Below are 22,854 nucleotides of genomic sequence, written 5' to 3'. Positions count from 1 at the left end.
AAGATTTAATAATTCATTATATTTCTAAATATAATTTTTCATAACGAAAGTTTATCTTATTAATGTCACATTGATGTCATATTTTGTATCAAAAGCCAATAGTTTTTAAAAAATATATCATAAATTGTTTTTTGTACTGAAGGTATATTAACCTTTTTCAGATACCATTACGCAAATCTTTCCAAATAGTATACCTCTTTTTTCAGAGAGCATAAGATCTTACGTTCTTATACCAATTATACATTTTTTTAATTCCTTCTTTTAAATCAACACTATGCTTCCATCCAAGTCCATGTAGCTTAGAGACATCTGTCAATTTTTTCATAGTGCCATCAGGCTTGTCTGCATTGAAGTAGAGTTCACCCTGGAATCCGATGATCTCTTTGATCGTCTCAGCTAGCTCTTTGATGGATATGTCAACACCTGTACCGATGTTGATATGGGTATTGCGGATTTCAGCGTTGAGCGTTGAGCGTTGAGCGTTAAGAGCTTCGCAGGATTTACCATCAGCCGTTGGCTGTGTAATTGTGGATTGAGTGATAATGTCTTTGAAGTCTCTATTTTCCATCAAAAATACACAGGCATCAGCCATATCTTCTGACCAAAGGAACTCTCTCATAGGTTTACCTGAACCCCAAATTTCTATGGAAATTTGGGGAGTGTTACGTGCTACGTGGGAAGTGTTAGGAAGTTTGATACCGTATTTTTCTAAAATATCGAGTATCTCTTCTTGTGTATTTTGACCTGTGATGCCTTCGATAGGATTTCTGTTGAGATCTTCGGTGACAATCTCCCATGCTTCATCTTTCGTAGTACCTAGCACGTCCCACTTAACACGCTCTAGAGCTTTTCCCAAATGGATCTTGCGGATCAGTGCAGGAAGTACATGAGACTTTTCAAGATCAAAGTTATCATTGGGACCATAGAGATTGGTGGGCATGACAGAGATGTAGTTTGTACCATACTGCAGGTTATAACTCTCGCACATCTTGATACCTGCTATCTTGGCGATGGCATAGGGTTCATTGGTATATTCTAGTGTATCAGTAAGAAGACAATCTTCCCTCATAGGCTGCGGTGCATTTTTTGGGTAGATACACGTCGAACCTAAGAACATCAGTTTTTTGACATCATTTTTATAACTTTGGTGGATGATATTGTTTTGTATCTGCAGGTTCTCATAGATGAAGTCAGCACGATAGGTGTTATTGGCTACGATGCCACCTACTTTTGCTGCTGCGAGAAAAACAAATTCGGGTTTCTCTTGCTCGAAGAAATCTGAGACTGCATTACTGTCTAACAGATCTAATTTTTCATACGTGACTGAATTTGTTTGTGCTAGGTGCGTCGTCTTACGTGTTACGATGGGTTGACGAGTATGGTAATTTGCTACGATATTCGTATAGCCTTTTTCTTGCAAATTCTTTATAATGGCTGACCCAACAAGCCCGGTTCCACCTGCAACAAAAATCTTTGAATCTAGATTCATTTACTTCCTTTTTCCCTTCGTAATACTTAACACTTAACGCTAGCTCTTATTCGAAGTAATTCATAATGGTGTAGCCACCATCTTTCAGATACTGGTCTTTTGTCATCAGTTTGAGGTCACTTGCCATCATATCATTGACAAGCTCTTTGAGGTCATACTCTCTGCTCCAACCTAGCTTCTGTTCAGCTTTTGTCGGATCTCCAAGAAGAAGGTCTACCTCTGTAGGTCTGAAGTATCTAGGGTCTACGGCCACTACTTCAGTTCCTGCTTTGATCTGATAATCCGGGTTTGAACAGCTTTTGACGATACCCACTTCATCAACACCTTCACCTTGGAACTCTAACTCTATACCTGCATAGGCAAATGCCATACGTACAAACTCTCTTACCATCGTAGTTTGACCCGTAGCGATGACCCAGTCTTCAGGTTCATCTGCTTGGAGGATCATCCACATCATCTTTACATAATCCTTCGCATGTCCCCAGTCACGCTTCGCATCCAGGTTACCAAGGTAAAGTTTATCTTGTAGTCCCAGTGCGATCTTAGAAGCGGCTCTAGTGATCTTACGCGTTACAAAGGTTTCACCACGTACCGGAGACTCATGGTTGAAGAGTATTCCGTTACATGCGAACATACCATATGCTTCCCGGTAGTTCACTGTGATCCAGTAGGCATACATCTTAGCTACGGCATACGGTGAACGAGGGTAGAATGGTGTCGTTTCACTCTGAGGCGTCTCCTGTACCTTTCCATAAAGCTCTGAAGTGGAAGCCTGGTAGATCTTGGTCTTTTGCTCAAGGCCAAGGAGTCTTACCGCTTCTAAGATACGAAGTGTTCCCGTTCCATCAGCATTGGCAACATACTCTGGTGTTTCAAATGAAACGGCAACATGACTCATCGCAGCAAGGTTGTAGATCTCATCAGGCTGAACTTCTTGGATAATACGTGTCAAGTTCATAGAATCCGTCATATCACCATAATGCAAGATAAGATGACGGTTCTCCACATGTGGATCTTCATACAGGTGGTCAATACGGTCTGTGTTAAAGAGTGATGCTCTTCTTTTGATACCGTGTACTTCATAGCCTTTTTTGAGTAAGAACTCTGCCAGGTAAGAACCATCTTGTCCTGTGATCCCTGTGATCAGTGCTACTTTTTTCTTTTCTGCCATTTAACTCTCCTTTTGTTGTGGGACTGTGCCCTTTTGTGTGGTGAAATAATCCTTGACATACTTATGTACTTCATCGTTTTGTATCAGTTCTTCAAGACCGAACCAACGATACTCGTTGTGCTGATCTCTTGGCAGATCTTCAAGATCTGATACTTCTATCTCATACCCAAGGTTCACATAGTGCGTCGAAACATCATCAAAAATGCTGTCGTTATAGAGATGTTCAAATACACCTATAAACCCTGGATTTTCAGGTGGAATTATACCTATTTCCATATTACAGATACGATGTATGGCACTCTTGATAGTCTCATCCTTACGTACCCTGCCACCCAGTGTAAACCAGTATCCTTTAGCTGGTTTGTTGACTCTTTTCCCCAGTAGTATTTTACCCTTATGCTTGACTATAAGATCAACGGAGACAAGTGGCGTATTCTCAATAATGGTTTTAAACAGATCACCTCTAAGATACCCTGGACTAGTTTCTTGCAAAATCATCCTCTATACGTACGATGTCATCTTCACCCACATACTCACCAACCTGTGCTTCGATCATCACAAGAGGGATCTTTCCTATATTCTCTAAACGGTGGATCTCACCCATAGGAATGTAGGTAGATTCATTGGCACGTACGGTATACTCTTTGGTTCCATTGGTCACTAAAGCTGTACCGCTTACGACGATCCAGTGTTCAGAACGGTGATGGTGTTTTTGTAAAGAGAGGCGTTTACCTGTTTTTACCACGATACGTTTGACCTTATACCCATCAGACTCATCGAGTATCGTGTAGGTACCCCATGGACGGTGTCCTGTAACATGTATGTTCGGCAGTTCAGAACCTTGTTCTTTGAGCTCTTTAACCACAGCTTTCACTTTTTGAGAGGAACCTTTTTTAGAGACCAACAGAGCATCTGCTGTATCGATGATAATCAAGTCATCCACATCGATGGTGGCTACTTGCTTGGGAGAAAGAACCAGGTTATTGGTCGATCCAATATTAATGATATGGGTACTTGAATCGATCTCTTCAGCCAAAGATTCGAAGCTTCCCAGGTCACTCCACGCGATGTCTGAAGGTATGACCTTTACCTTGCTGCTTTTTTCCATCACCGCATAGTCTATACTGTCTTCCGGGATAGCCAACATATCTTCATAAGTGATACGGATCATCTCGTCTCTTTTAGCATTCTTATAGGCTGCCAAACAAGCCTCGTAGATCTCTGGGGTGTATTGTTTTAGCTCTTTAAGAAAGACCCCCGCTTTAAAACAGAACATCCCAGAGTTCCAGTAGTAATTTCCGGCATCAAGGTAAGCTTGAGCAGTAACGGCATCCGGCTTCTCTTTAAAGGACACGACAGACTCACCATTTGCCTCAATATATCCAAACCCTGTCTCCGGGTATTGCGGGGTGATACCAAAAGTCACAAGATTGTCTGATTGTGCCAATGTTTTTGCTTTCTCCATAGCTTCAAGATACGCTGCTTCATCTTTAATGAGGTGATCTGACGGTGTGACAAGGACAATCTCTTCCTCATTTAACGCGAGACAGGCGAGTGCTATGGCTGGTGCGGTGTTTCTTCCTACCGGCTCCAAAAGAAATTTTGAATTCTGAATGTTTGATTTTGAATGATCATTGTTGTGCTCTTCTATCTGATCCACTGCAAGGAAATACTGTTCGGAGTTGGAGACAATGAACTGTGCGCCACAAGCTTTTTGGTTACGGGAAACTGTTTTTTGAAAGAGAGATTCACCTTCAAACAGCTTCACAAACTGTTTTGGCATAAGGTTACGGCTAAGTGGCCAGAGTCTTGTACCGTTACCTCCACATAATATGATATTTGTCATCTATTTATTGTCTCCATGAAATATTCTGATAAACGTAAGTGGTAGGAGACATGTACCGTAACTTGTTGTGGGAAATAGACATTTTCTGATCAAAAAGAACCTTTTAAGTTTGTGTATATAGTTAGTATGACTTACATTTATGCATGTAAGGAACTATAACATAATGTTTGTCATATTTATGACATAAAATGATAGTCGAATAGTATTAATACTATGTTAAATATCTAATATTAAGAAATAAAAAAAATACCTTTAAAGTCGGATAAGTTCAAAAAGTGACAATTTTCATAGCATACGTGAATGAATTTTTTTGGAATTGAACAATTTTTCTGTATATTAACCTTTTTCAGATACCATTACGCAAATCTTTCCAAGGATCACATTGAAACCTAGAACATCTACAGCTCTTATCGTAGGAGTCTCGTTATTTATCGTACTGTTTACCAATGTTTCATTTTTTAAGCATGTGTTGGAAGTATATCCTTTTGATAGTACCTATGCACCTTTTGTCATGTCTCAGGGGTTGGTCTTTACTCTTTTTTTAATCCTTTTATGCTCTCTTTTAAGTTGGAGATATGTCACTAAGCCATTGCTTATAGTCATGTTGATGACGGCAGCGACTGCAAACTATTTTATGCAAACCTATAATGTCATTATGGATACAACGATGATCGAAAATACGGTCCAGACAGACATACATGAAGCCTCTGATCTTATGAGCTGGAAACTGTTTGGTTATGTAATACTGCTTGGAGTTCTGCCTTCCTATTTTATCTATAAAACACCTATCGTGTATCATGGTATAAAAAAGGAATTGTTTTCAAAATTAAAACTGAGTGTAGGCAGTTTTGCTTTGATCTTTGTGGTGATGCTTCCTTTTTCCAAACACTATACCTCATTTTTCAGAGAGCATAAGATCTTACGTTCTTATACCAATCCAACCTATGGACTTTACGCTTTGGGCTCTTATGTCAAAGAACAGGTCACAGAGACGGATATGCCACTCACACAGACAGGATTAGATGCAAAGATAGAGAAAACGGAGAAGAGAAAAGTAGTGATCATGGTGGTGGGTGAAGCGACACGTGCCGATCATTTTTCACTGAATGGGTATCAAAGAGAGACGAATCCATTGATCCAACAGGAAGATATCATCAATTTTTCAAATATGTATTCCTGCGGGACCACCACAGCGGTTTCTGTACCTTGTATGTTCTCCATTTATGACAGAAACGACTATGATACACAAAAAGGACTTCATAGAGAGAATGTACTCGATGTACTCTCCCATGCTGGTGTAGAGGTGTTATGGAGAGACAATAACTCAGACTCAAAGGGAGTGGCAGACAGAGTCAAATATGAGCAGTATAAAACGCCTGATAACAATACTGTGTGTGAAGGAGAGTGTCGTGATGTTGGTATGCTGGTCGGTTTGGATAGACTGATCGAAGAGAGCTCTAAAGATATGATCATTGTACTGCACCAGATGGGTAATCACGGCCCGGCATACTATAAACGGTATCCAAAAGAGTTTGAACGTTTTACGCCTACGTGTCAGACCAACCAGCTAGAAGAGTGTTCCCAGGAAGAGATCGCCAATGCCTATGACAATGCACTGCTTTATACAGACTACTTCCTGTCACAGACGGTAGGGCTTTTGAAGAAATATGAGGATACGGTCGATACAGCCATGTTTTATATGGCGGATCATGGAGAATCTTTGGGTGAAGGAGGATTCTACCTGCACGGACTTCCCTATTTTATAGCGCCGGATGCTCAGAAACATGTGGCGTCTGTACTGTGGCTAGGCAAAAATTTTCCTCTGAATAAAGAAGAGATCAGAAAAGCTTCTTCATATGAATTTTCCCAGGACAATCTTTTTTCCACACTGCTTGGACTGTTTGATGTACAGACTTCAGTGTATGATAAAAAGATGGATATGTTGAAATTTACGAATCTGTAGAAGCATACATTTTATATATGGTAGAACGCTCTATACCACTGTGCAAATCTGTCCACACCCTCCTGAATAGAAGTATCGGGTTTGTAATCAAAGTTATTCACGAGACCGCTGACATCCGCATAGGTTGATTTGACATCTCCCGGCTGCATGGGAAGGTACTCTTTCTTCGCTTCTTTTCCCAGAGAATTCTCTAAAGCCTTGATAAAGTCCATCAGTTGTACCGGGGCATTGTTCCCGATGTTATAGATCTGATAGAGGTCTTTTTCATTGGGGTTGTCTATCACCTTGATGCATCCATCTACAATATCATCGATGTAAGTGAAGTCTCTACTCATATCCCCTTGATTAAAGACCTTGATGGCGCGGTCATGGAGGATCGCATCCGCAAAGAGCATAGGCGCCATATCGGGTCTTCCCCACGGTCCATAGACGGTAAAAAATCTAAGACCGGTTGTAGAGATACCAAAGAGATGGGAGTAGGTATGTGCCATCAGTTCATTGGATTTTTTGGTAGCTGCATAGATAGAGATGGGTCTGTCCACTTGGTCCGTGGTTTTGAACGGCTGGTCTTTGTTGAGTCCATAAATAGAAGAGCTGGAAGCGTAAGAGAGGTTTTTGATGCCGTTTTGACGGCATCCTTCAAGGATGTTCATAAAGCCCTGTATGTTACTGTCGATGTAGACATGGGGGTTCTCAAGACTGTACCGTACACCTGCCTGTGCAGCAAGGTTGCACACCGCATCAAATTGCTCTTTTTTAAAAAAGGCTTCCATTTGATCCTTATGGGCAAGGTCTAATTTAATAAAAGTATGTTTTGGAAACATGGTCGAAGTGACAGGATGGGTTTCTTCTATGTGTGCGGGATCGATACCTAACGCTTTTAAACGACCGTATTTCAAATTTACATCATAATAGTCATTGATATTGTCAAGTCCTACGACTTCGTCACCGCGCTCAAGCAATTTCTTTGCCAAATGAAACCCGATGAACCCGGCTGTTCCTGTGACCAATATCTTCATCGTTTTCCTTTAGTCACTGCCAAAGAGATCTCTGGTGTAGACTTTTGCTTTCACATCTTTGAGATCATCTGAGAGTCTATTGGCTACGATCACATCTGAAATATCTTTAAATGCTTGCAGGTCTTTTATGACTTTGGAGTGAAAGAATTCCTCTTCGTCCAATGCGGGTTCATAGACGACGACATTGATCCCTTTGGCTTTGATACGTTTCATGATCCCCTGGATCGATGAGGACCTGAAGTTGTCTGATCCGCTCTTCATCGTCAGACGGTAGATACCCACGGTAGAAGGGTTCTTTTTCAATATCGAGTCCGCAATAAAATCTTTTCTCATACTGTTCGCCTCTACAATGGCACCGATAAGACTGTTAGGTACATTTTTGTAGTTGGCACGTAACTGTTTGGTATCTTTAGGCAGACAGTATCCGCCATATCCAAAGGAAGGGTTATTGTAGTGCATACCTATTCTGGGGTCAAGACCTACACCCTCTATGATCTGTCTGGTATCAAGTCCATGTGTCTCTGCATAAGAGTCCAGTTCATTGAAGTAGGCCACTCTCATTGCCAGGAATGTGTTTGAAAAGAGTTTGACCGCTTCTGCTTCCGTAGAGCCGGTAAAAAGAATGTCAATCTCTTTTTTGATGGCCCCTTGTGCCAGAAGGTTTGCAAAGGTTTTGGCACGTTCGCTTTGTTCACCCACAATGATACGAGAAGGGTAGAGGTTATCATGGAGGGCTTTGCCTTCTCTCAGGAATTCCGGAGAGAAAATGATATTGTCACAGTTGAATTTATCTCGAATGCTTTTGGTGTAGCCTACAGGAACGGTAGATTTGATCACCATCACTGCATTTGGGTTGATCTCGATCACATCCCTGATCACGGATTCTACCAGTTCGGTATTGAAGTAATTGGTTTCCGGATCGTAATCCGTAGGGGTGGCAATGATGACAAAATCGGCATTCTCATAGGCCTCATGCTTATCCAGTGTCGCTTTAAAGTTCAGAGGTTCGTTTTTAAGGTACGCTTCTATGTCTGTATCTTCAATGGGGGAGATCTTTTGGTTGAGTATCTCCACTTTCTCAGGAATGACATCCAGAGCAACGACTTCATTGTGCTGTGCCAATAAGATCCCGTTTGACAGTCCTACGTACCCTGTACCGGCGATGGCTATTTTGTAACTCATGATCTTATTTTTTCCTTTGATGTAGTTTTTTCTTCAAAATGATCTTTCCTGCTTCCACTCCCGGCTGATCATAGGTATTGACATCGATGAGTTCTCCCACAAGTGACGTCAGCAGTTCATAATAGTAGAGCAGTGATCCTATGGTACTTGCATTGACATTTGGAAGGATAATACTGTCAATAGGAATATCATCTTGTGCTTCGAGTGATTCCATCACCGAATCACACTGCATATTGATGAGTGTCGAAAAAGGCAGGTTATTGAGCGTATCAAGCGCTTCCAAGTGGGGAAGCGTGATATCCGGGATAGTGATATTGTCATTAAAATCTTCAATTTTAATGAAAGTGACCGATTTGTCCCTGGTCCCTTCCATGATAAGCTGCAGGAATGAATGCTGGTCTTCCGGACCGATCAGGCCGATAGGTGTCAGACCGACATGAAAGGCACTGTGGCGTTGATGTTTTCCCAGGCTTTCACCCCAAAGCTGTACATACCACTCACAAAAATATTTGAGTGTTTCAGAATAGGCAAAAATACAGTTGATGTTGTATCGGGTGTGATTTTTCGCATAAAAGGCGGCTTTTTTCAGTAAGGTATCTTTGAGGTATCCATCATGAAAAAAGCTCTCTTTGACGTCCTTCGCACCATTTAGCAGTGCCTGTATGTCTATACCGCATAAAGCCAGGGGAACAAGCCCTACCGTTGAGAGTACAGAGAATCTTCCTCCTACATTGTGAGGCAGGTGAAGTACGGCTGCATTGATCTCTTTGGCATACTTTTCAAGCGGTGAGTCAGGATCCGTGATAAACGTATAGGCAGTAGGATCACTTTGAAGTGAATAGATGTATTTATAGATAGAGAAAGTCTCTACGGTGGTCCCTGATTTGGAGATCACGAGAAAATGTGTTTTGGCAAGGTTTATTTTTGAAAGCAGGGTAGTGATATTGATAGGGTCAGTACTTTCAAAAAAGTACAGTTTCCGTGTCAGCCCGTTCAGAGGTTTGAGAAATTCATACACGGCCTTAGCGCCTAAAGAACTCCCTCCGATCCCAATGACAGCGATCGTCTCTACCGTATCGGAGATCGAGTCACAATAGTTTACTATAGATGTAATGTCTTGATCTGGCAGCGTATAGTATCCAATATGCTGCTGCTCTTCTTTAATCGCTTTAAACGCCTTTTTCTGGGTTTTTTCATCCTGGGACGTAAAAGAAAGTCTGTTGATCACAGTAGGCTCTTTGCTCGTTTGATCAGTGCATTGACCTTGGATTCATACTCTTTTGCCAGTGCTTCATCTGTAGACTCGAACCGTGTGACAAGTACAGGGGTGGTGTTACTGGCTCTCACCAGTCCCCAACCTTTTTCAAAGTTGATACGCACACCGTCTACATCAATGATGTTGAGAATTTTGGGAAAATCTTCAGGTGGATCGACAAGCAGTTCTTTGACTTTGTCAATGATGGCAAATTTCTCTTCTTCAGTGGTCTCTACTTTGATCTCTTCTGTAGAAAATACCGTGGGAAGTGCATCGATCTCTTTATCCAGATCAATACCGTCATGGATGAGCTCCAGCATTCTAAGTGTGGCATAGATGGCATCATCATACCCAAAATAACGGTTCTTAAAGAAGATATGTCCGCTGACCTCACAGGCAAGATCTGCACCAGTCTCTTTCATTTTTACTTTGAGGTTGGAATGCCCTGTTTTATACATGATGGCCTTTGCACCACGTCGTTCAAGTTCATCGTACATAACCTGTGAACACTTGACCTCTCCTATGACCGTAGGGTTTTGCATCTTCATGGCATAGAGCAGTGCCATTTGATCCCCTTTGATGTTATGCTTATGGGTGAGTACAGCGATACGGTCAGCATCTCCATCGTAGGCAAAAGCGATATCTCCCTCTTTTTCTAAAGCTGCTTTGACATCGGCAAGGTTTTTTTCTATAGAGGGGTCAGGATGGTGGTTCGGGAAAGTACCGTCTGGTTCAAGGTAGAGGCCGGTGTAGTGAAAGTGCAACGCATCAAAGATAGCTGTGATCACAGTATCAGCCACACCATTACCGGCATCAATGACGATCTTTTGAGGGAAGTTTTTCAGGTGTGCAAATTGTTTGACCATAAAGTCTATATAAGGGATTTTTACATCTATATCTGTTTTTGCCGTATTGTCTTCAATGATGAGTTCTTGATGCGCAAGGATCTCATCTCCTAAGGCATAAATGGCTTCTCCGAAAAAAGGACTTTGATCGACAGTGATCTTAAAACCATTATACTCGCTGGGGTTGTGCGAACCGGTGATCATAATGGATGCATCTGTCGTAATACCGTCAAAATCGATGTAGTTGCTGTAGTAGTTGACCGGAGTAGCAACCATTCCCATATCCAATACTTTGCATCCGGCTGCATTGAGTCCGGAAGTGAGATAGTCTCTTAGAATAGGGGAATGGGAACGGGCATCATAACCGATGGCAACCACCTTGTCGCCATTAATTTTTTGACCAAGGTAATAACCGATCAGTTTGACAGATCTTTCGTTAAGCTCTTTTTCGTAGATCCCACGTATGTCATACTCTCTGAATATGCTTTTTTCTATACTGTCTGCCATTATTTTCTTCCTTCTCTATGGTCTCAGGGAGGTGCCTAAAAGATGTATAAGAACATTCTTTCAGTTTGTGTATGAAAGTATAGCACTAAAAACTAAGTTTCATTCCACCATAAAAGCTGTTATTAAACGTTTGATCATAGGTATCATACTCCGTATCTATATTACGATAGCCGGTAAACAGATGTACATTCGTGATGACTTCCATATCGGCTTCTATTCTAAATTCCGTATAGCTTTCGCCATCACTCAATGTGAGAATAGAAGGGGCATAAGCCACACTTGTTGTGAATGAAGTCGTAGGGATACTGTAGTTGAGTGGAAGGGTATATTTTGCTTTGGCACAGAATGGAATAGCGATAAAATCATCGGCAAACACGGATTTCAGTCCTAATCCGAGTGCAAGTCCATCGACACCCTGGAAAGTACTCTCCGCACTGACACCCAGAGTCATGAGGTTGTCACCATCGGTATGAAGGTAAGAAGCATCCAGTGTATAGGAAGTACTGTCTGAGTAGTAGGTCAAAGTATTAAGATCGATAGAAGCACTTACTTCCAGATCTTCGTTATTGATATTGAGCCCTATATTGCTTTGGGCATGAAGTAGTCCAAGGGTTAAAAGTGAAGTGACACAGAGTTTTTTTACGTACATGGCAAACCTTTGATATTTATGCATATAATACTAGCATAATTTTCTTGATAGATACTAATCTGCCGGTCGATAGTTCTTTTCTTTTTCCCGTTTCTCTTGTTTAATCTTTTCTTTATAGGCTTTTTTCTTCTCTTGCATCAACACGGCATCTTTTAGGTCCTCTTCATTGTCATGACGGACCGCATCAATGAATTTGCTATGGTCGTCAAATTGTCCTGTTCTTACAGCCCAGATCAAAGCGATTAAGCCTATGGCACCTAAAACTGTAGAGACACCTATCATTAAAATGACTATATTTTCTGACATTATCTATCCTTTCTTCTTGCATAAAAGCAAAGCTCCTATGCAATTCATCTCACTTTTTGCTAAAGCATTATACAGGAAATCACTAAATGATTTTTCGTAAAAGATTCGCCCTTGGCTCATTTCTTTTCCTTGAATTTTAAACGTTTGATACGCATAGAGTTACCGACCACAACCAGCGAGCTCAAGCTCATAGAAAGTGCTGCCACCAGTGGATTGACAAACCCCATGACTGCCAGAGGAACCGCAACGACATTATACAACAAGGAGAAGCCGAGATTTTCCTTGACTGCTCCGAAGGTTCTCCGTGAGAGTTTATAGGATTCGTATAGACTTTCAGGTTTTTCATCTAAAAGCACGATGTCACTGACAGAGATGGCCACATCTGCACCATTTCCCATCGCGATGGAGATATCTGAAGAAGCAAGGGCTATCGTATCATTGATACCGTCTCCGGCCATTACAACCACATGCCCCTCTTGATGGAACCTATCGATCAATGCAGCTTTATCCTGAGGAAGCAGTTGAGCATAGATCTCTTCTATTCCTACCTGTTTTGCCACTTTTTGGGCACTTTGTTCATGGTCCCCTGTCAGCATGACCACCTTGATCCCTAGGTCTTGAATATGCTTGATGGCTTTTGCAGCACCCTCCCTGATGGTATCGGTCAGCTCAAATCGTGCGACCAGTCTATCGTCTATCGTAAAGAAGAAGAGGGCATTGTCTGAACTGGCATCCACATCGAGTTTTGAAGCTTTCATCAGTTCGGCATTGCCTCCAAGCAGTGACTGGTTTTTATAACCGGCTTTGATCCCTTTGGCTTCAACCGTTGTGATCTCTTCAAGCATGAGTGGTTCCAGTTTTTCGTCTCTCTCTTCTAGATAGGCTTTGATCCCTTTAGAGATGGGATGGTTGGATGTAGAGACAAGTGCATAGAGTAAAGAGGGATCAAAGGCTTCAAGATAGTCTGCTTTTACGACAGAGGGTTTACCTTCGGTGATCGTACCGGTTTTGTCCAGGGCAAGGATGTCACTTTTCGCCATCGTTTCCAGAAAAGAGGCTTCTTTAAAAAGGATACCCCGTTTTGCTGCCACACTGATACCCACCAGGGTTGCCATAGGGGTCGCCAGACCCAACGCACAGGGACAGGCGATCACGATCACAGAGATACCGACGATAAGTGCCTGTTCAAAGCTCTCTGTCCAAAAGTACCACCCTGCAAAGGTCAGCAGGGCAATGATAAGGATGACGGTTGAAAAGTATCCTGAAACCGTGTTTGCCAATTGCTCTATACGGGGTTTCTTAGTGATGGAGTCTTCAAGAAGATTGACGATGGAGCTCAACATAGAGTTTGATGCATCTTTGGTCGCACTATAGTGTATAACAGAGTCTAAACACACAGAACCGCTTAAAATAGTGTCATGTTTCTTTTTATAGATCGGTTCATTTTCTCCTGTCAGCGAACTCTGATCAAAAGAGCCTTGTCCCCAGGTGACTTCACCGTCTATGACGACCTTTTCACCGGGTTTCAGTTCGATGATGTCCCCCACGAGGATATTCTCAATGCTCACTAAGGACTTTACCCCGTCTTTCAATGTGGTCACTTCGGTGGGTGTGCTTCCCATCAGTGTGTCCAAGGTATCGACGGCATGCTTTTTACTCAGCACTTCAAGGTATTTTCCTACCAGTACGAAGGTGATGATCATCACCACGGAGTCAAAGTAGACCTCCCCGCTTTGCGCGACCATGGCATAGATGGAGTAGATGTAGGCCGAGAGTGCACCTGAAGCCACCAGGGTATCCATGTTAACGATATTGTTCTTATAGCCATAATAGGCACCCCTGAAAAAGATCCATCCGGAGTAAAAGAGTACCGGTGTGGCCAATACGAATTCAGCCACATTGAGGATATCTTTAAACGATTGTTGGATGCCTCCAAAGTATCCGGCATAGTGTGCAACAGCCAGCCACATGATGTTCATAGCTCCAAACACGGCTACTAAAATACGGGTATAATAGGTTTTTCGTGTACGGGTGGCACGTTCTTCTTGAAGCTTCGGATCATAAGGGTAGGCATTATAACCGATGGAACGGATGGTTGCTATGATCTTGGAGAGTTGTATGACCTCGGGATCCCAGATGATCTTGGCTTTGTTGTTGGTATAGTTGATGCTTGTTTCTATGACCCCATCGGTTTTATGCAGTACCTTTTCGTTGAGCCATACACACGCAGAACAGTGTATACCTTCGATGATCAGATTGATCTCATACAGTCCATCTTCATGGACAGTGATGTATTTGTTTTTAAACCCTTCCAAGTCAAACTTTTCGAGATCTTCATTGCTTTGTATGGCAGGTTGAAGTTTGGTATCGCCCAATTTGTCATAAAAGGTATCCAGACCTTCGGTATTTAGGAGATGGTAGACACCCTGGCAACCTTTACAGCAGAAAAAAAGTTGTGTCTCATTCTGCTGTTCAGCGATCATCACCTCTTCAGGAAAAGTGAGATTACAGTGGGTACATGCTATGTCTGCCAATGATACTTCCTTGATTGATTGTACTATGAGCTCTTTGTCCATAGTTAGTATTAGAAGTATATATTTTATCTAAATATGGGTAAAATCTTCTATGGAACATGCACTTTTATTGACGACCATCCTTCTCTTCGCAGAACTTTTTGAGGCAACTATTCAGCGTGCCCCAACGCTTTTGGGTGTTTTGGCAAAACTCTATGCCTATTATCAGAAAAGTATTTTTCTGTTTTTCCTTATCCAGCCAGGATTTTACTTTATACTTTTCGTAGTCGTTCTTACAGGTGTACTGAATGTGACCATGATCTTTCTTTTGGCGATGAAGATCTTTGATCTGTTTTATAAAATAGAACTGATTAAAAAAGTCTTTATCGAGCGTAAAGTATCTCCAGAGATAGCACAAATGTTGGAATGGAAATTGCCTTCAATGTTTTTTTGGATGGGAGCAGCCCTGTATCCTCCGTTACTGTTTTTTGCCCTGTCATAGGGTAGCCTGGCCTGTCAACCTTTGCCCAAGAGACGTATTTTAATTATAATTTCAGCCAAAAAGGATTATAATACGGATACTACATATAGCGTAGCATATCGTATGGCTAACGTACAATCTCCATAATGCATATTCAAAACAAGAGGAAATATGAGCGATAATAAAAAATCTTCTAACGGCAATGCTGCTAGTAGGAAAAACAGAACACATGTACCGGTAGAGGGCTACAAAATAGAAAATCTTCAACAACTTCCACTGACAGAACTTGTAACCATAGCAAAAGAGGTCAAAGTTGAAAACCCCAATGAATTTCAAAGAAAAGATCTTATTTTCGAAATCCTTAAATCACAAGTGAACCAGGGAGGATTTATCCTCTATACGGGTATTCTTGAAGTAATGAACGATGGTTTTGGGTTTTTACGTTCTATTGATGGAAACTTTGCCAATTCGAGCAATGATACGTATGTAAGCGGTACGCAGATCAAACGATTTGCTTTGAGAAACGGTGACATAGTGACAGGTCAGGTACGTTCGCCTAAAGACCAGGAGAAGTATTATGCATTGCTTAAAATTGAAGCGATCAACTACTTGGCTCCGGAGAAGTCAAAACAGAGACCTCTTTTTGAAAACCTTACACCACTGTATGCAAGTGAACAACTCAAACTTGAGTATAACCCAATGAAAATGACAGGACGTGTACTGGATCTTTTTACCCCTATAGGAAAAGGACAAAGAGCACTGGTCGTTGCACCGCCACGAACAGGTAAAACAGAACTTTTAAAAGAACTGGCTCATGGTGTGACACACAATAATCCCGATGCTTCGCTGATGGTACTTCTTGTAGATGAAAGACCTGAAGAGGTCACAGATATGCAACGTTCAGTGAAAGGTGAAGTGTATGCTTCCACATTCGACCTTCCTGCACAAAATCATGTAAGAACAGCCGAAATGGTGATAGAAAAAGCCAAAAGACGTGTAGAGATGGGTAAAGATGTCATTATTTTGCTTGACTCTATCACAAGACTTGCTCGTGCCTACAACACAGTCACACCAAGTTCGGGTAAAGTACTTTCCGGTGGTGTGGATGCCAATGCACTGCATAAACCTAAACGTTTCTTCGGTGCAGCCAGAAACATAGAAGAGGGTGGTTCTTTGACCATCATTGCGACAGCACTGATCGATACTGGAAGCCGTATGGATGAAGTGATCTTTGAAGAGTTCAAAGGTACAGGTAACTCCGAAGTAGTGCTCAGTCGTCACGTCTCTGAAAGACGTATCTATCCTGCGATCGATGTGACGAAGTCTGGAACAAGAAAAGAAGAATTGATGATGGATCCTGAAACCCTTCAAAAAGTATGGGCATTGAGAAATGCAATGCAAAACATGGAAGAGGTAGAAGGACTGAAGTTCCTCTTCTCTAAAATGATGAAAACCAAAACCAATGAAGAGTTCCTTTCTATGATGAACGAAGGTGCGTAGGCAACGGCAATGAAAATATTTGTATTTTCATCTGAACTTTGCTTAGCTTCAAGGAGAGATGCATCATGAAAATAGGTGTTTTTGACTCCGGTTTGGGTGGTTTGACCGTTGTTCGGGCTATGACCCAAGTGATCAAAGGTGCACAGATCTTCTATGTGGCAGACACCAAAAATGCGCCTTATGGCGAAAAAACCCCTGAACAAATCCTGCAATACTCACTGAATATCACCAATTATCTGATCAATACCCATCAGATAGATGCATTGATATTGGCATGTAATACCGCGACTTCTTCCGCGATCCATCATTTGAGAGAAATGTACCCTTCGCTGATCATCATAGGTACAGAACCCGGGATCAAACCGGCTATCGAACAGACGAAAACAGGAAAAATAGGAGTTTTGGCAACACCAGCCACACTTCAGGGAGATAAGTATAAGACCTTGACACAAACACTTGCTTCACAAAAAAGTGTTTCCATTTTTGAACAGGCGTGCCCCGGTTTGGTTGAACAGATAGAAAAAGGTGAACTGGAGAGTGAGGTGACAAAAGGGTTACTTGAAAAATGGCTTGCACCGATGCGTGAGAATAATGTAGACACGATCGTACTGGGATGTACACACTACCCGCTTGTAGGTCAAAGTATCGAAAAGATCATGGATTGTAATGTGAGTCTGATCCATACCGGCGAAGCGATATCCAGACATTTACTTACACTGGGCACCCAAAAAGGACATCTCAATGAGGGAGAACTGCAGGTGCACATTCATACGACAGGTGAAATTCAAATAGAAGTGGTAAAGAGTATCATAGAGAGCTATGTACATATACTGCCCATAGAAGTGGATAATCACTGAAATCCGCTATTTTATTTGTCTCAGCTGCGACTGAATTATACATTAGGTAAAGTTATTTTTATGTATATTTTGATGAAAAACGCCTACTATAAACTTATCTATGCTAGAATACATCCATACGGTTTTACTGTATGTAAAAAGCCTAATTTGTTGTGAAGCAAGTTATGGGACCCAGAAACTTCATATCTGAGTTTGCCAGACCACCAATTTGAGGATAAAAGATGAAAAATTTGTTAGAAAGCTTTGCAATATTGCTTGTGGGACTTTTGTCTATAGGTATCGTATATTTAATTGTGCAATACAATTCGATCGATGATCAAAATTTCGTAGATCCGTTAGATAAAACTGCCTATCAAATGCCGACGGATGCAGAATTAGAAGCAGATGATGACCTTGATCTTGATGATGAAGGGGATATCGATGCGGATGAGGATAGCGATCTAGGGGAGTAAGTGTCGATGAAGTGAAAGTAGGGCTGAATTTACAGTAGCCCTACCGCTTCTCTCACTTTAGACATTTTGGTATTTGCGATCGCTCTGGCTTTCTTGGCGCCTGCTGCTAAAATGTCATTGACTTCATCCATATGGTTGAGGTAATACTCCCGTTTTTCTCTCGCTTCACCCAACTCTTCCCAGATCAACTCTTTGAGATATTTTTTGAAGTGACCATACCCCTCTTTACCGCTTTTATAACGTGCCTGCAGTTCAAGTTTCTGCTCCTCGTTTAAAAAGAGTGAGGCCAGTGCATAGATATTGTCCCCCTCATACTCCAACGGTTCCCCTAATGGAGTGGAGGATGAGATGATCTTGTTACATCTTTTTTGCAGCGGTTTTTCATCCATAAAAAGGTCAATGGCGTTGCCATAACTCTTACTCATCTTTTGTCCGTCAATGCCAGGGATCGTAGCTACATCTTCTTGTACAAGGTGTTCTGGAAGTGTAAAGATCTCTCCATACTCATTGTTGAATTTGATCGCGATGTCTCTTGTCATTTCAACATGTTGGATCTGGTCTTTTCCCACAGGCACCTTTTGGGTATCCAACATCAGGATGTCTGCGGCCATCAGTACAGGATAGGAGAAGAGTGCATGGTTGGCAGCGATACCTTTGGCGATTTTATCTTTGTAGGAATGCGCACGCTCCAGTAGTCCCATAGGGGTGAATTTAGAGAGTATCCAGTAAAGTTCAAGGACTTCAGGCATGTCACTCTGTACCCAGAATGTTGTCTTCTCAGGGTCGATCCCAATGGAAAGGTAGTCAACAGCAGCATCGATAGTGTGTTGTCTCAGTGTGGCTGCATCTTTTGAAGTGGTCAGTGAGTGGTAGTTGGCGATAAAAGTAAAAAGTTCATGCTCTTCTTGAAGCTCGACCATGGGCTTCATGGCGCCAAAATAATTCCCTAAATGCAGTTTTCCTGAAGCTTGTATTCCTGTAAGTACACGCATATATCATCCTAAAATAATTTTAGGGGATTATAGCGAAGTGTTAGTAAAAAACACTATTCATCGTCATCGAAGCGCTCGCCGCGTTTACGGGCAACGATGTCTAAAGGTACCCCTTCAAAGTCATATTTGCTTCGAAGGAAATTCGCCAGATAACGTTTATAGGAGAAGTGTATAAATTCAGGTCTATTGCTGATGAGGGCAATTTTTGGCGGTTTGGTCTCATACTGTGTTGCAAACTTGATGTTTACTACTGCACCGTTGTGTGTGGGTACATGGTGTCTTCTTATGGCTTCACGTATCGTATCGTTCAGTTCGGAAGTAGGGATACGTCGGGTATATCGTTGATAGATCTCTGTCACTTTGTCGAGTATTTTGTTGACGCGCAATCCTGTTTTTGCCGAAATGGTGATCAGCGGCGCATAGTGGAGGAACTTCAGCTCATCACGTATCTCTTCAACCATTTCTTCATAGGTTTTCTCTTCATGGATATCCCATTTGTTCACGACGATCAGGCAAGCCAGTTTGTATTTTTCTATCAGTCCGGCCACCCTTTCATCAAGCTCTGTCACACCTACGGTAGCATCAAGCACAAGAAGCACAAGGTTTGCTTTTTCCAGCATTTCTTCTGTACGTGAAAGTGCATACTTTTCAATACCCACGATTTTACTTCTTCTTCTGATTCCCGCAGTATCGACAAAAGTAATTTTGTAGTCATTATGCTCTATCATCTCATCAATAGGGTCGATTGTGGTTCCTGCAACATCTGAAACGACAGAACGTTCTTGACCCAACAGTGCATTCAGGAGGGAGCTTTTCCCTGTGTTGACGCGACCGAGGATGGCCACCTTGATCTCGTTGTCTATCTCTTCTTCGACGCTATTGATATCGCGGACTATCTCATCAAAAGGGTCTACTTCCGTATCTTCGGTCAGTTCAAGTCCCGTAGGTTCTTCTTCCCGAGGAGGTATGAGTGCTTCAAGCCATGCATAGAAGTCATTAAAATAACGGTTATGACTGACGGACATAGGAAACGTTGCCTCTGCACCAAACTCCAAAAATTCCCAGTAACGCTCTTCTTCTTTGTCATTGTCGATCTTGTTGACCACAAGCGCAAGCGGCTTGTCCAGTGCCTGAAGTTTATAAAAGAGTTCCCTGTCCTCTTCAGATGGCAGTGTTTTACCATCTACCATATAGATGATGATATCTGCCATTTGGGCAGCTTTCATTGAAAAATCGGCTACTTTGGAGAAAAGCTCGGAAGAGTAGTCTATCCCCCCTGTATCGATCACTTCAAAGTCACGGTTCTCTGAAATCGTCACGATACGTTTTTTGATATCTCTCGTGGTCCCGGAGATATCAGCGGTGATGGCATCTCTTTGTCTTGCCAAACGGTTGAAGAGAGAACTCTTTCCTACATTTGGTCGTCCTAGTATCGCTACTTTTTTAAGTTCTTGCATAAATATAAATCTTTCTTTTAGAGGTTCCCTATTAATTATTAGAATTATAACATATTTTTATCAGGCATCTGTTCCATATAGATCGACCGTGAAGGAAAGGCAAAACTCGCCCCGTTCTCCTCAACAATGTGCATGATCTTCAGATGGATCTCTTCCCGTATATTCAAGTAGCGTTCCCAGTTGGAAGTGTTGGTAAACGTATAGATGAAAATATTGAGTGAAGAGTCTCCAAAAGAGTCAAAATTGACCAGTAAAGTCTCTTTTTGAGAGATCTTCTCATGGCCATGCAGCATGGCTCGGATCTCTTTTACTATGGCATTCATCTGATCTCTGCTGGTACCATAGGTAAGACCTATCTGCATTTTGATCCGACGGACACCTCTGCGGGAGAAGTTCTCTATAGGAGAATTAGAGACGATCTGGTTAGGAACCGTGATGAGCGCTTTTTCAAATGATCGTATTTTAGTCGTACGCATTCCTATATCTTCCACTGTACCTTCGACACCGCCTACTTTGATCCATTCACCGATACGTATAGATTTATCTGCCAGCAGGGCAAAAGAGCCAAACATATTGGAGGCGGTATCTTTCGCTGCAAGTGCGAAGGCAAGACCTCCAAGCCCCAAAGAAGCAACGAGCGCGGTCACGTTGATCCCCCAGACTTGAAGCATGGCACCCAAACCTACAGCACCTACGAGGATTTTGGCTATTTTAAGTATGAAATTCCCCATCTCTTTGGCGAGGTCGGGATTAAATTTCTCTGTGGCATGCTGAAACGCACTGCGCAAAGACTCCATGACAGAAATAATGGCCCAAAATACGGTGTAGACGACCAGTGTATTGAGAATGTTTTTGACGAATGCTGTCTCTTTGAAGATCAGCAAGAAGAAGAGGTGTGCACCGATAAGTATAAAAGCAAACCGTATAGGCCCTCTGAGTGCAGAGATCACTTTGTCATCATAATAGGTGTCTGTCATTTTGGCGATTTTTTGCAGGGTACCTATGATCATCAGTGTGAAAATTTTTCGAAAAAGTAAAAAGAGTAAAAAGACCGATATGGCAGCAAAAAGATTTGCCAAAGGGATATCTAAAAAGGTCTGGGTCAAAATGGGAAACTTTTCATAGACAGGTACCAGCAGTGTCTGTATGTTTCCTTCAAGGTTCATAGAGAGGTCATCTATGACATTGAGGCATTGTGTGGCATTGAATTCGGTCGTATTTACTTCAGTTGTCGGCATTTTTTGTTGTCCTTCACATTTTATACACATAAGTATAATAGAATTTGGTATAAATTGAGATAGAAAAGGATCCATGTGCTAAGAAGAATGTTTATATTGAGCGGTCTGTTTTTACTTTTGGGAAGTTTCGCTTCGGCCAAAGTGACCCAATTGGATTATAGGGCAACCTTTGGGATCTTTGGTACGGTAGGAACCATTGAAAACACTCTTGCACAAAATGGCGAAACCTATCAGATCGATACAAAAGTAACACTGTCAGGCGTTGCGAAAGTGCTGATGGGCGGACAGACGGAACACTATGTTTCCAAAGGGCATATCAAAGATGGACTGATGGTCAGTGATTTTTATCAGATGACAAGCAAGAAAAAAGATAAAAGAGTCATGAAAGAGTATCATATCGATCATCATAAGAAGCATGTGACAAAAAGAGTGAGAAAATGGCGTAAAGAAACATTGGTAGAAGACCATACCGAAACACTCAAATTTTATGCCGAAGATGACCTGTTGACACTCTACTTTAACCTGGGCCATGCTGTGAGTCAGAAGCCAAAAGGTAGAACTTATCTGTTTAAGTCAGTGGGACTTGAAAAGCAAAATGGTGAAGTACAGATCACTATACCCGATAATGTCCAGGTAGCAGAGTATCAAAAAGATCTGGGGCAGGATGCAAAGCTCTATGCCAAGGCGTTCATTCACCAAAAAAATTTCAGAAAGAAAAAAGGTGATATCTTACTGGCTGTTGCAAATGACGGTTTTATCCATAGATCAGCAATCAAAGATATACTGTTCTACGGGGATGCAAAACTTGCAAGGATCAAATAGCTTTGGCATTGAGCACAAAGTCGATCACTTTTTTATCTGACATCTCACAAGGTTTCAGCATCCCGTGTTTGATGGTGGGGTAGTAGTTTCCACTGATGATGTCATTACCACCCAGCTCTTCTGCATAGATTTTGAGAAGTTTTCCGCCCAGTAATGTCTCTTTTCGTAGTAGATATCGTTTGCCAAGATATCGTACATCATTTGCACCATTGGGAAGGGCTACGAGGTTTGTATAAAATTCTGCATCATTCATAAAGGTATTATGCTACACTTTCACAAAATTAGCAAATGATGTTTTGTCTATGTAAAA

At 41.8% G+C, this 22,854-nt stretch carries 21 protein-coding genes; 6 read left to right on the top strand and 15 right to left on the bottom strand.

The annotated features are described in order from the left end of the window. Positions 1-202 precede the first annotated feature (202 nt). From LDM98_RS06390 to LDM98_RS06375, 4 genes are read right to left on the bottom strand one after another with little or no spacing between them, the layout of a single operon-like run. On the bottom strand, positions 203-1,489 hold the full coding sequence (locus LDM98_RS06390) for a GDP-L-fucose synthase (protein WP_223898506.1): 1,287 nt from the start codon (positions 1,487-1,489) through the stop codon (positions 203-205). A gap of 46 nt (positions 1,490-1,535) precedes the next feature. Further along, on the bottom strand, positions 1,536-2,660 hold the full coding sequence (gene gmd / locus LDM98_RS06385) for a GDP-mannose 4,6-dehydratase (RefSeq protein WP_223898505.1): 1,125 nt from the start codon (positions 2,658-2,660) through the stop codon (positions 1,536-1,538). Further along, a complete protein-coding gene (locus LDM98_RS06380) occupies positions 2,661-3,152 on the bottom strand; it encodes a GDP-mannose mannosyl hydrolase (RefSeq protein ID WP_223898504.1) in 492 nt (163 codons plus the stop codon). Continuing rightward, the gene (locus LDM98_RS06375) at positions 3,139-4,506 is read right to left on the bottom strand and encodes a mannose-1-phosphate guanylyltransferase/mannose-6-phosphate isomerase (protein WP_223898503.1); all 1,368 of its coding nucleotides are present in this window, start codon (positions 4,504-4,506) and stop codon (positions 3,139-3,141) included. The genes LDM98_RS06380 and LDM98_RS06375 overlap by 14 nt, the downstream gene beginning before the upstream one ends. 382 nt (positions 4,507-4,888) lie before the next feature. On the opposite strand from LDM98_RS06375, the gene LDM98_RS06370 reads away from it, so the two are divergent. Then, on the top strand, positions 4,889-6,469 hold the full coding sequence (locus LDM98_RS06370) for a phosphoethanolamine transferase (protein ID WP_223898502.1): 1,581 nt from the start codon (positions 4,889-4,891) through the stop codon (positions 6,467-6,469). Between the two features lie 11 nt (positions 6,470-6,480). On the opposite strand, the gene LDM98_RS06365 is transcribed toward LDM98_RS06370, so the two are convergent. The 7 genes from LDM98_RS06365 to LDM98_RS06335 all read right to left on the bottom strand — a co-directional run bounded on the left by LDM98_RS06365 (position 6,481) and on the right by LDM98_RS06335 (position 14,766). Further along, positions 6,481-7,488, bottom strand: a complete 1,008-nt coding sequence (locus LDM98_RS06365) for an NAD-dependent epimerase (RefSeq protein WP_223898501.1) — start codon at positions 7,486-7,488, stop codon at positions 6,481-6,483. A gap of 9 nt (positions 7,489-7,497) precedes the next feature. Continuing rightward, positions 7,498-8,670, bottom strand: coding sequence for a nucleotide sugar dehydrogenase (locus LDM98_RS06360; protein WP_223898500.1), 1,173 nt, complete (start codon positions 8,668-8,670; stop codon positions 7,498-7,500). Between the two features lie 4 nt (positions 8,671-8,674). Next, positions 8,675-9,898, bottom strand: coding sequence for a glucose-6-phosphate isomerase (locus LDM98_RS06355; RefSeq protein ID WP_223898499.1), 1,224 nt, complete (start codon positions 9,896-9,898; stop codon positions 8,675-8,677). Beyond that, on the bottom strand, positions 9,895-11,277 hold the full coding sequence (locus tag LDM98_RS06350; RefSeq protein WP_223898498.1) for a phosphomannomutase/phosphoglucomutase: 1,383 nt from the start codon (positions 11,275-11,277) through the stop codon (positions 9,895-9,897). The genes LDM98_RS06355 and LDM98_RS06350 overlap by 4 nt, the downstream gene beginning before the upstream one ends. An 85-nt stretch (positions 11,278-11,362) precedes the next feature. Next, entirely contained in the window at positions 11,363-11,926 is a 564-nt protein-coding gene (locus LDM98_RS06345; protein ID WP_223898497.1) for a YfaZ family outer membrane protein, read from the bottom strand. 54 nt (positions 11,927-11,980) lie between these two features. Continuing rightward, positions 11,981-12,232, bottom strand: a complete 252-nt coding sequence (gene ccoS, locus LDM98_RS06340) for a cbb3-type cytochrome oxidase assembly protein CcoS (protein WP_223898496.1) — start codon at positions 12,230-12,232, stop codon at positions 11,981-11,983. A gap of 116 nt (positions 12,233-12,348) precedes the next feature. Beyond that, positions 12,349-14,766: a heavy metal translocating P-type ATPase gene (locus tag LDM98_RS06335; protein WP_223898495.1), complete on the bottom strand. Its 2,418-nt coding sequence runs from the start codon at positions 14,764-14,766 to the stop codon at positions 12,349-12,351. 91 nt (positions 14,767-14,857) lie between these two features. Between LDM98_RS06335 and LDM98_RS06330 the strand changes: the two genes are divergently transcribed. The 4 genes from LDM98_RS06330 (at position 14,858) to LDM98_RS06315 (ending at position 18,035) form a co-directional block, all read left to right on the top strand. Then, on the top strand, positions 14,858-15,247 hold the full coding sequence (locus LDM98_RS06330; protein ID WP_223898494.1) for a hypothetical protein: 390 nt from the start codon (positions 14,858-14,860) through the stop codon (positions 15,245-15,247). 150 nt (positions 15,248-15,397) lie between these two features. Then, the gene (gene rho, locus LDM98_RS06325) at positions 15,398-16,726 is read left to right on the top strand and encodes a transcription termination factor Rho (RefSeq protein ID WP_223898493.1); all 1,329 of its coding nucleotides are present in this window, start codon (positions 15,398-15,400) and stop codon (positions 16,724-16,726) included. 65 nt (positions 16,727-16,791) lie between these two features. After that, positions 16,792-17,583 carry a glutamate racemase gene (gene murI / locus LDM98_RS06320; protein WP_223898492.1) on the top strand — a complete coding sequence of 264 codons (792 nt, stop codon included), beginning with the start codon at positions 16,792-16,794 and terminating at the stop codon, positions 17,581-17,583. 221 nt (positions 17,584-17,804) lie between these two features. Next, positions 17,805-18,035, top strand: a complete 231-nt coding sequence (locus LDM98_RS06315; RefSeq protein ID WP_223898491.1) for a hypothetical protein — start codon at positions 17,805-17,807, stop codon at positions 18,033-18,035. A 29-nt stretch (positions 18,036-18,064) separates the two neighbouring features. Here LDM98_RS06315 and trpS read toward each other — a convergent pair whose 3' ends face one another. From trpS to LDM98_RS06300, 3 genes are read right to left on the bottom strand one after another with little or no spacing between them, the layout of a single operon-like run. Next, on the bottom strand, positions 18,065-19,027 hold the full coding sequence (trpS, locus tag LDM98_RS06310) for a tryptophan--tRNA ligase (protein WP_223898490.1): 963 nt from the start codon (positions 19,025-19,027) through the stop codon (positions 18,065-18,067). A 53-nt stretch (positions 19,028-19,080) separates the two neighbouring features. After that, the gene (der, locus tag LDM98_RS06305) at positions 19,081-20,484 is read right to left on the bottom strand and encodes a ribosome biogenesis GTPase Der (protein WP_223898489.1); all 1,404 of its coding nucleotides are present in this window, start codon (positions 20,482-20,484) and stop codon (positions 19,081-19,083) included. Between the two features lie 44 nt (positions 20,485-20,528). Then, on the bottom strand, positions 20,529-21,722 hold the full coding sequence (locus LDM98_RS06300; RefSeq protein WP_223898488.1) for a mechanosensitive ion channel family protein: 1,194 nt from the start codon (positions 21,720-21,722) through the stop codon (positions 20,529-20,531). A 75-nt stretch (positions 21,723-21,797) separates the two neighbouring features. Between LDM98_RS06300 and LDM98_RS06295 the strand changes: the two genes are divergently transcribed. Continuing rightward, positions 21,798-22,544, top strand: coding sequence for a DUF3108 domain-containing protein (locus LDM98_RS06295; RefSeq protein WP_223898487.1), 747 nt, complete (start codon positions 21,798-21,800; stop codon positions 22,542-22,544). Here LDM98_RS06295 and LDM98_RS06290 read toward each other — a convergent pair. After that, on the bottom strand, positions 22,537-22,797 hold the full coding sequence (locus LDM98_RS06290; protein ID WP_223898486.1) for a hypothetical protein: 261 nt from the start codon (positions 22,795-22,797) through the stop codon (positions 22,537-22,539). The two genes, LDM98_RS06295 and LDM98_RS06290, sit on opposite strands and share 8 nt — an antisense overlap. Positions 22,798-22,854 lie beyond the last annotated feature (57 nt).

This window comes from Sulfurovum sp. TSL1, from assembly GCF_019972135.1.
Lineage (GTDB): Bacteria > Campylobacterota > Campylobacteria > Campylobacterales > Sulfurovaceae > Sulfurovum.
This window is presented reverse-complemented; position numbering and strand designations above follow the sequence as displayed.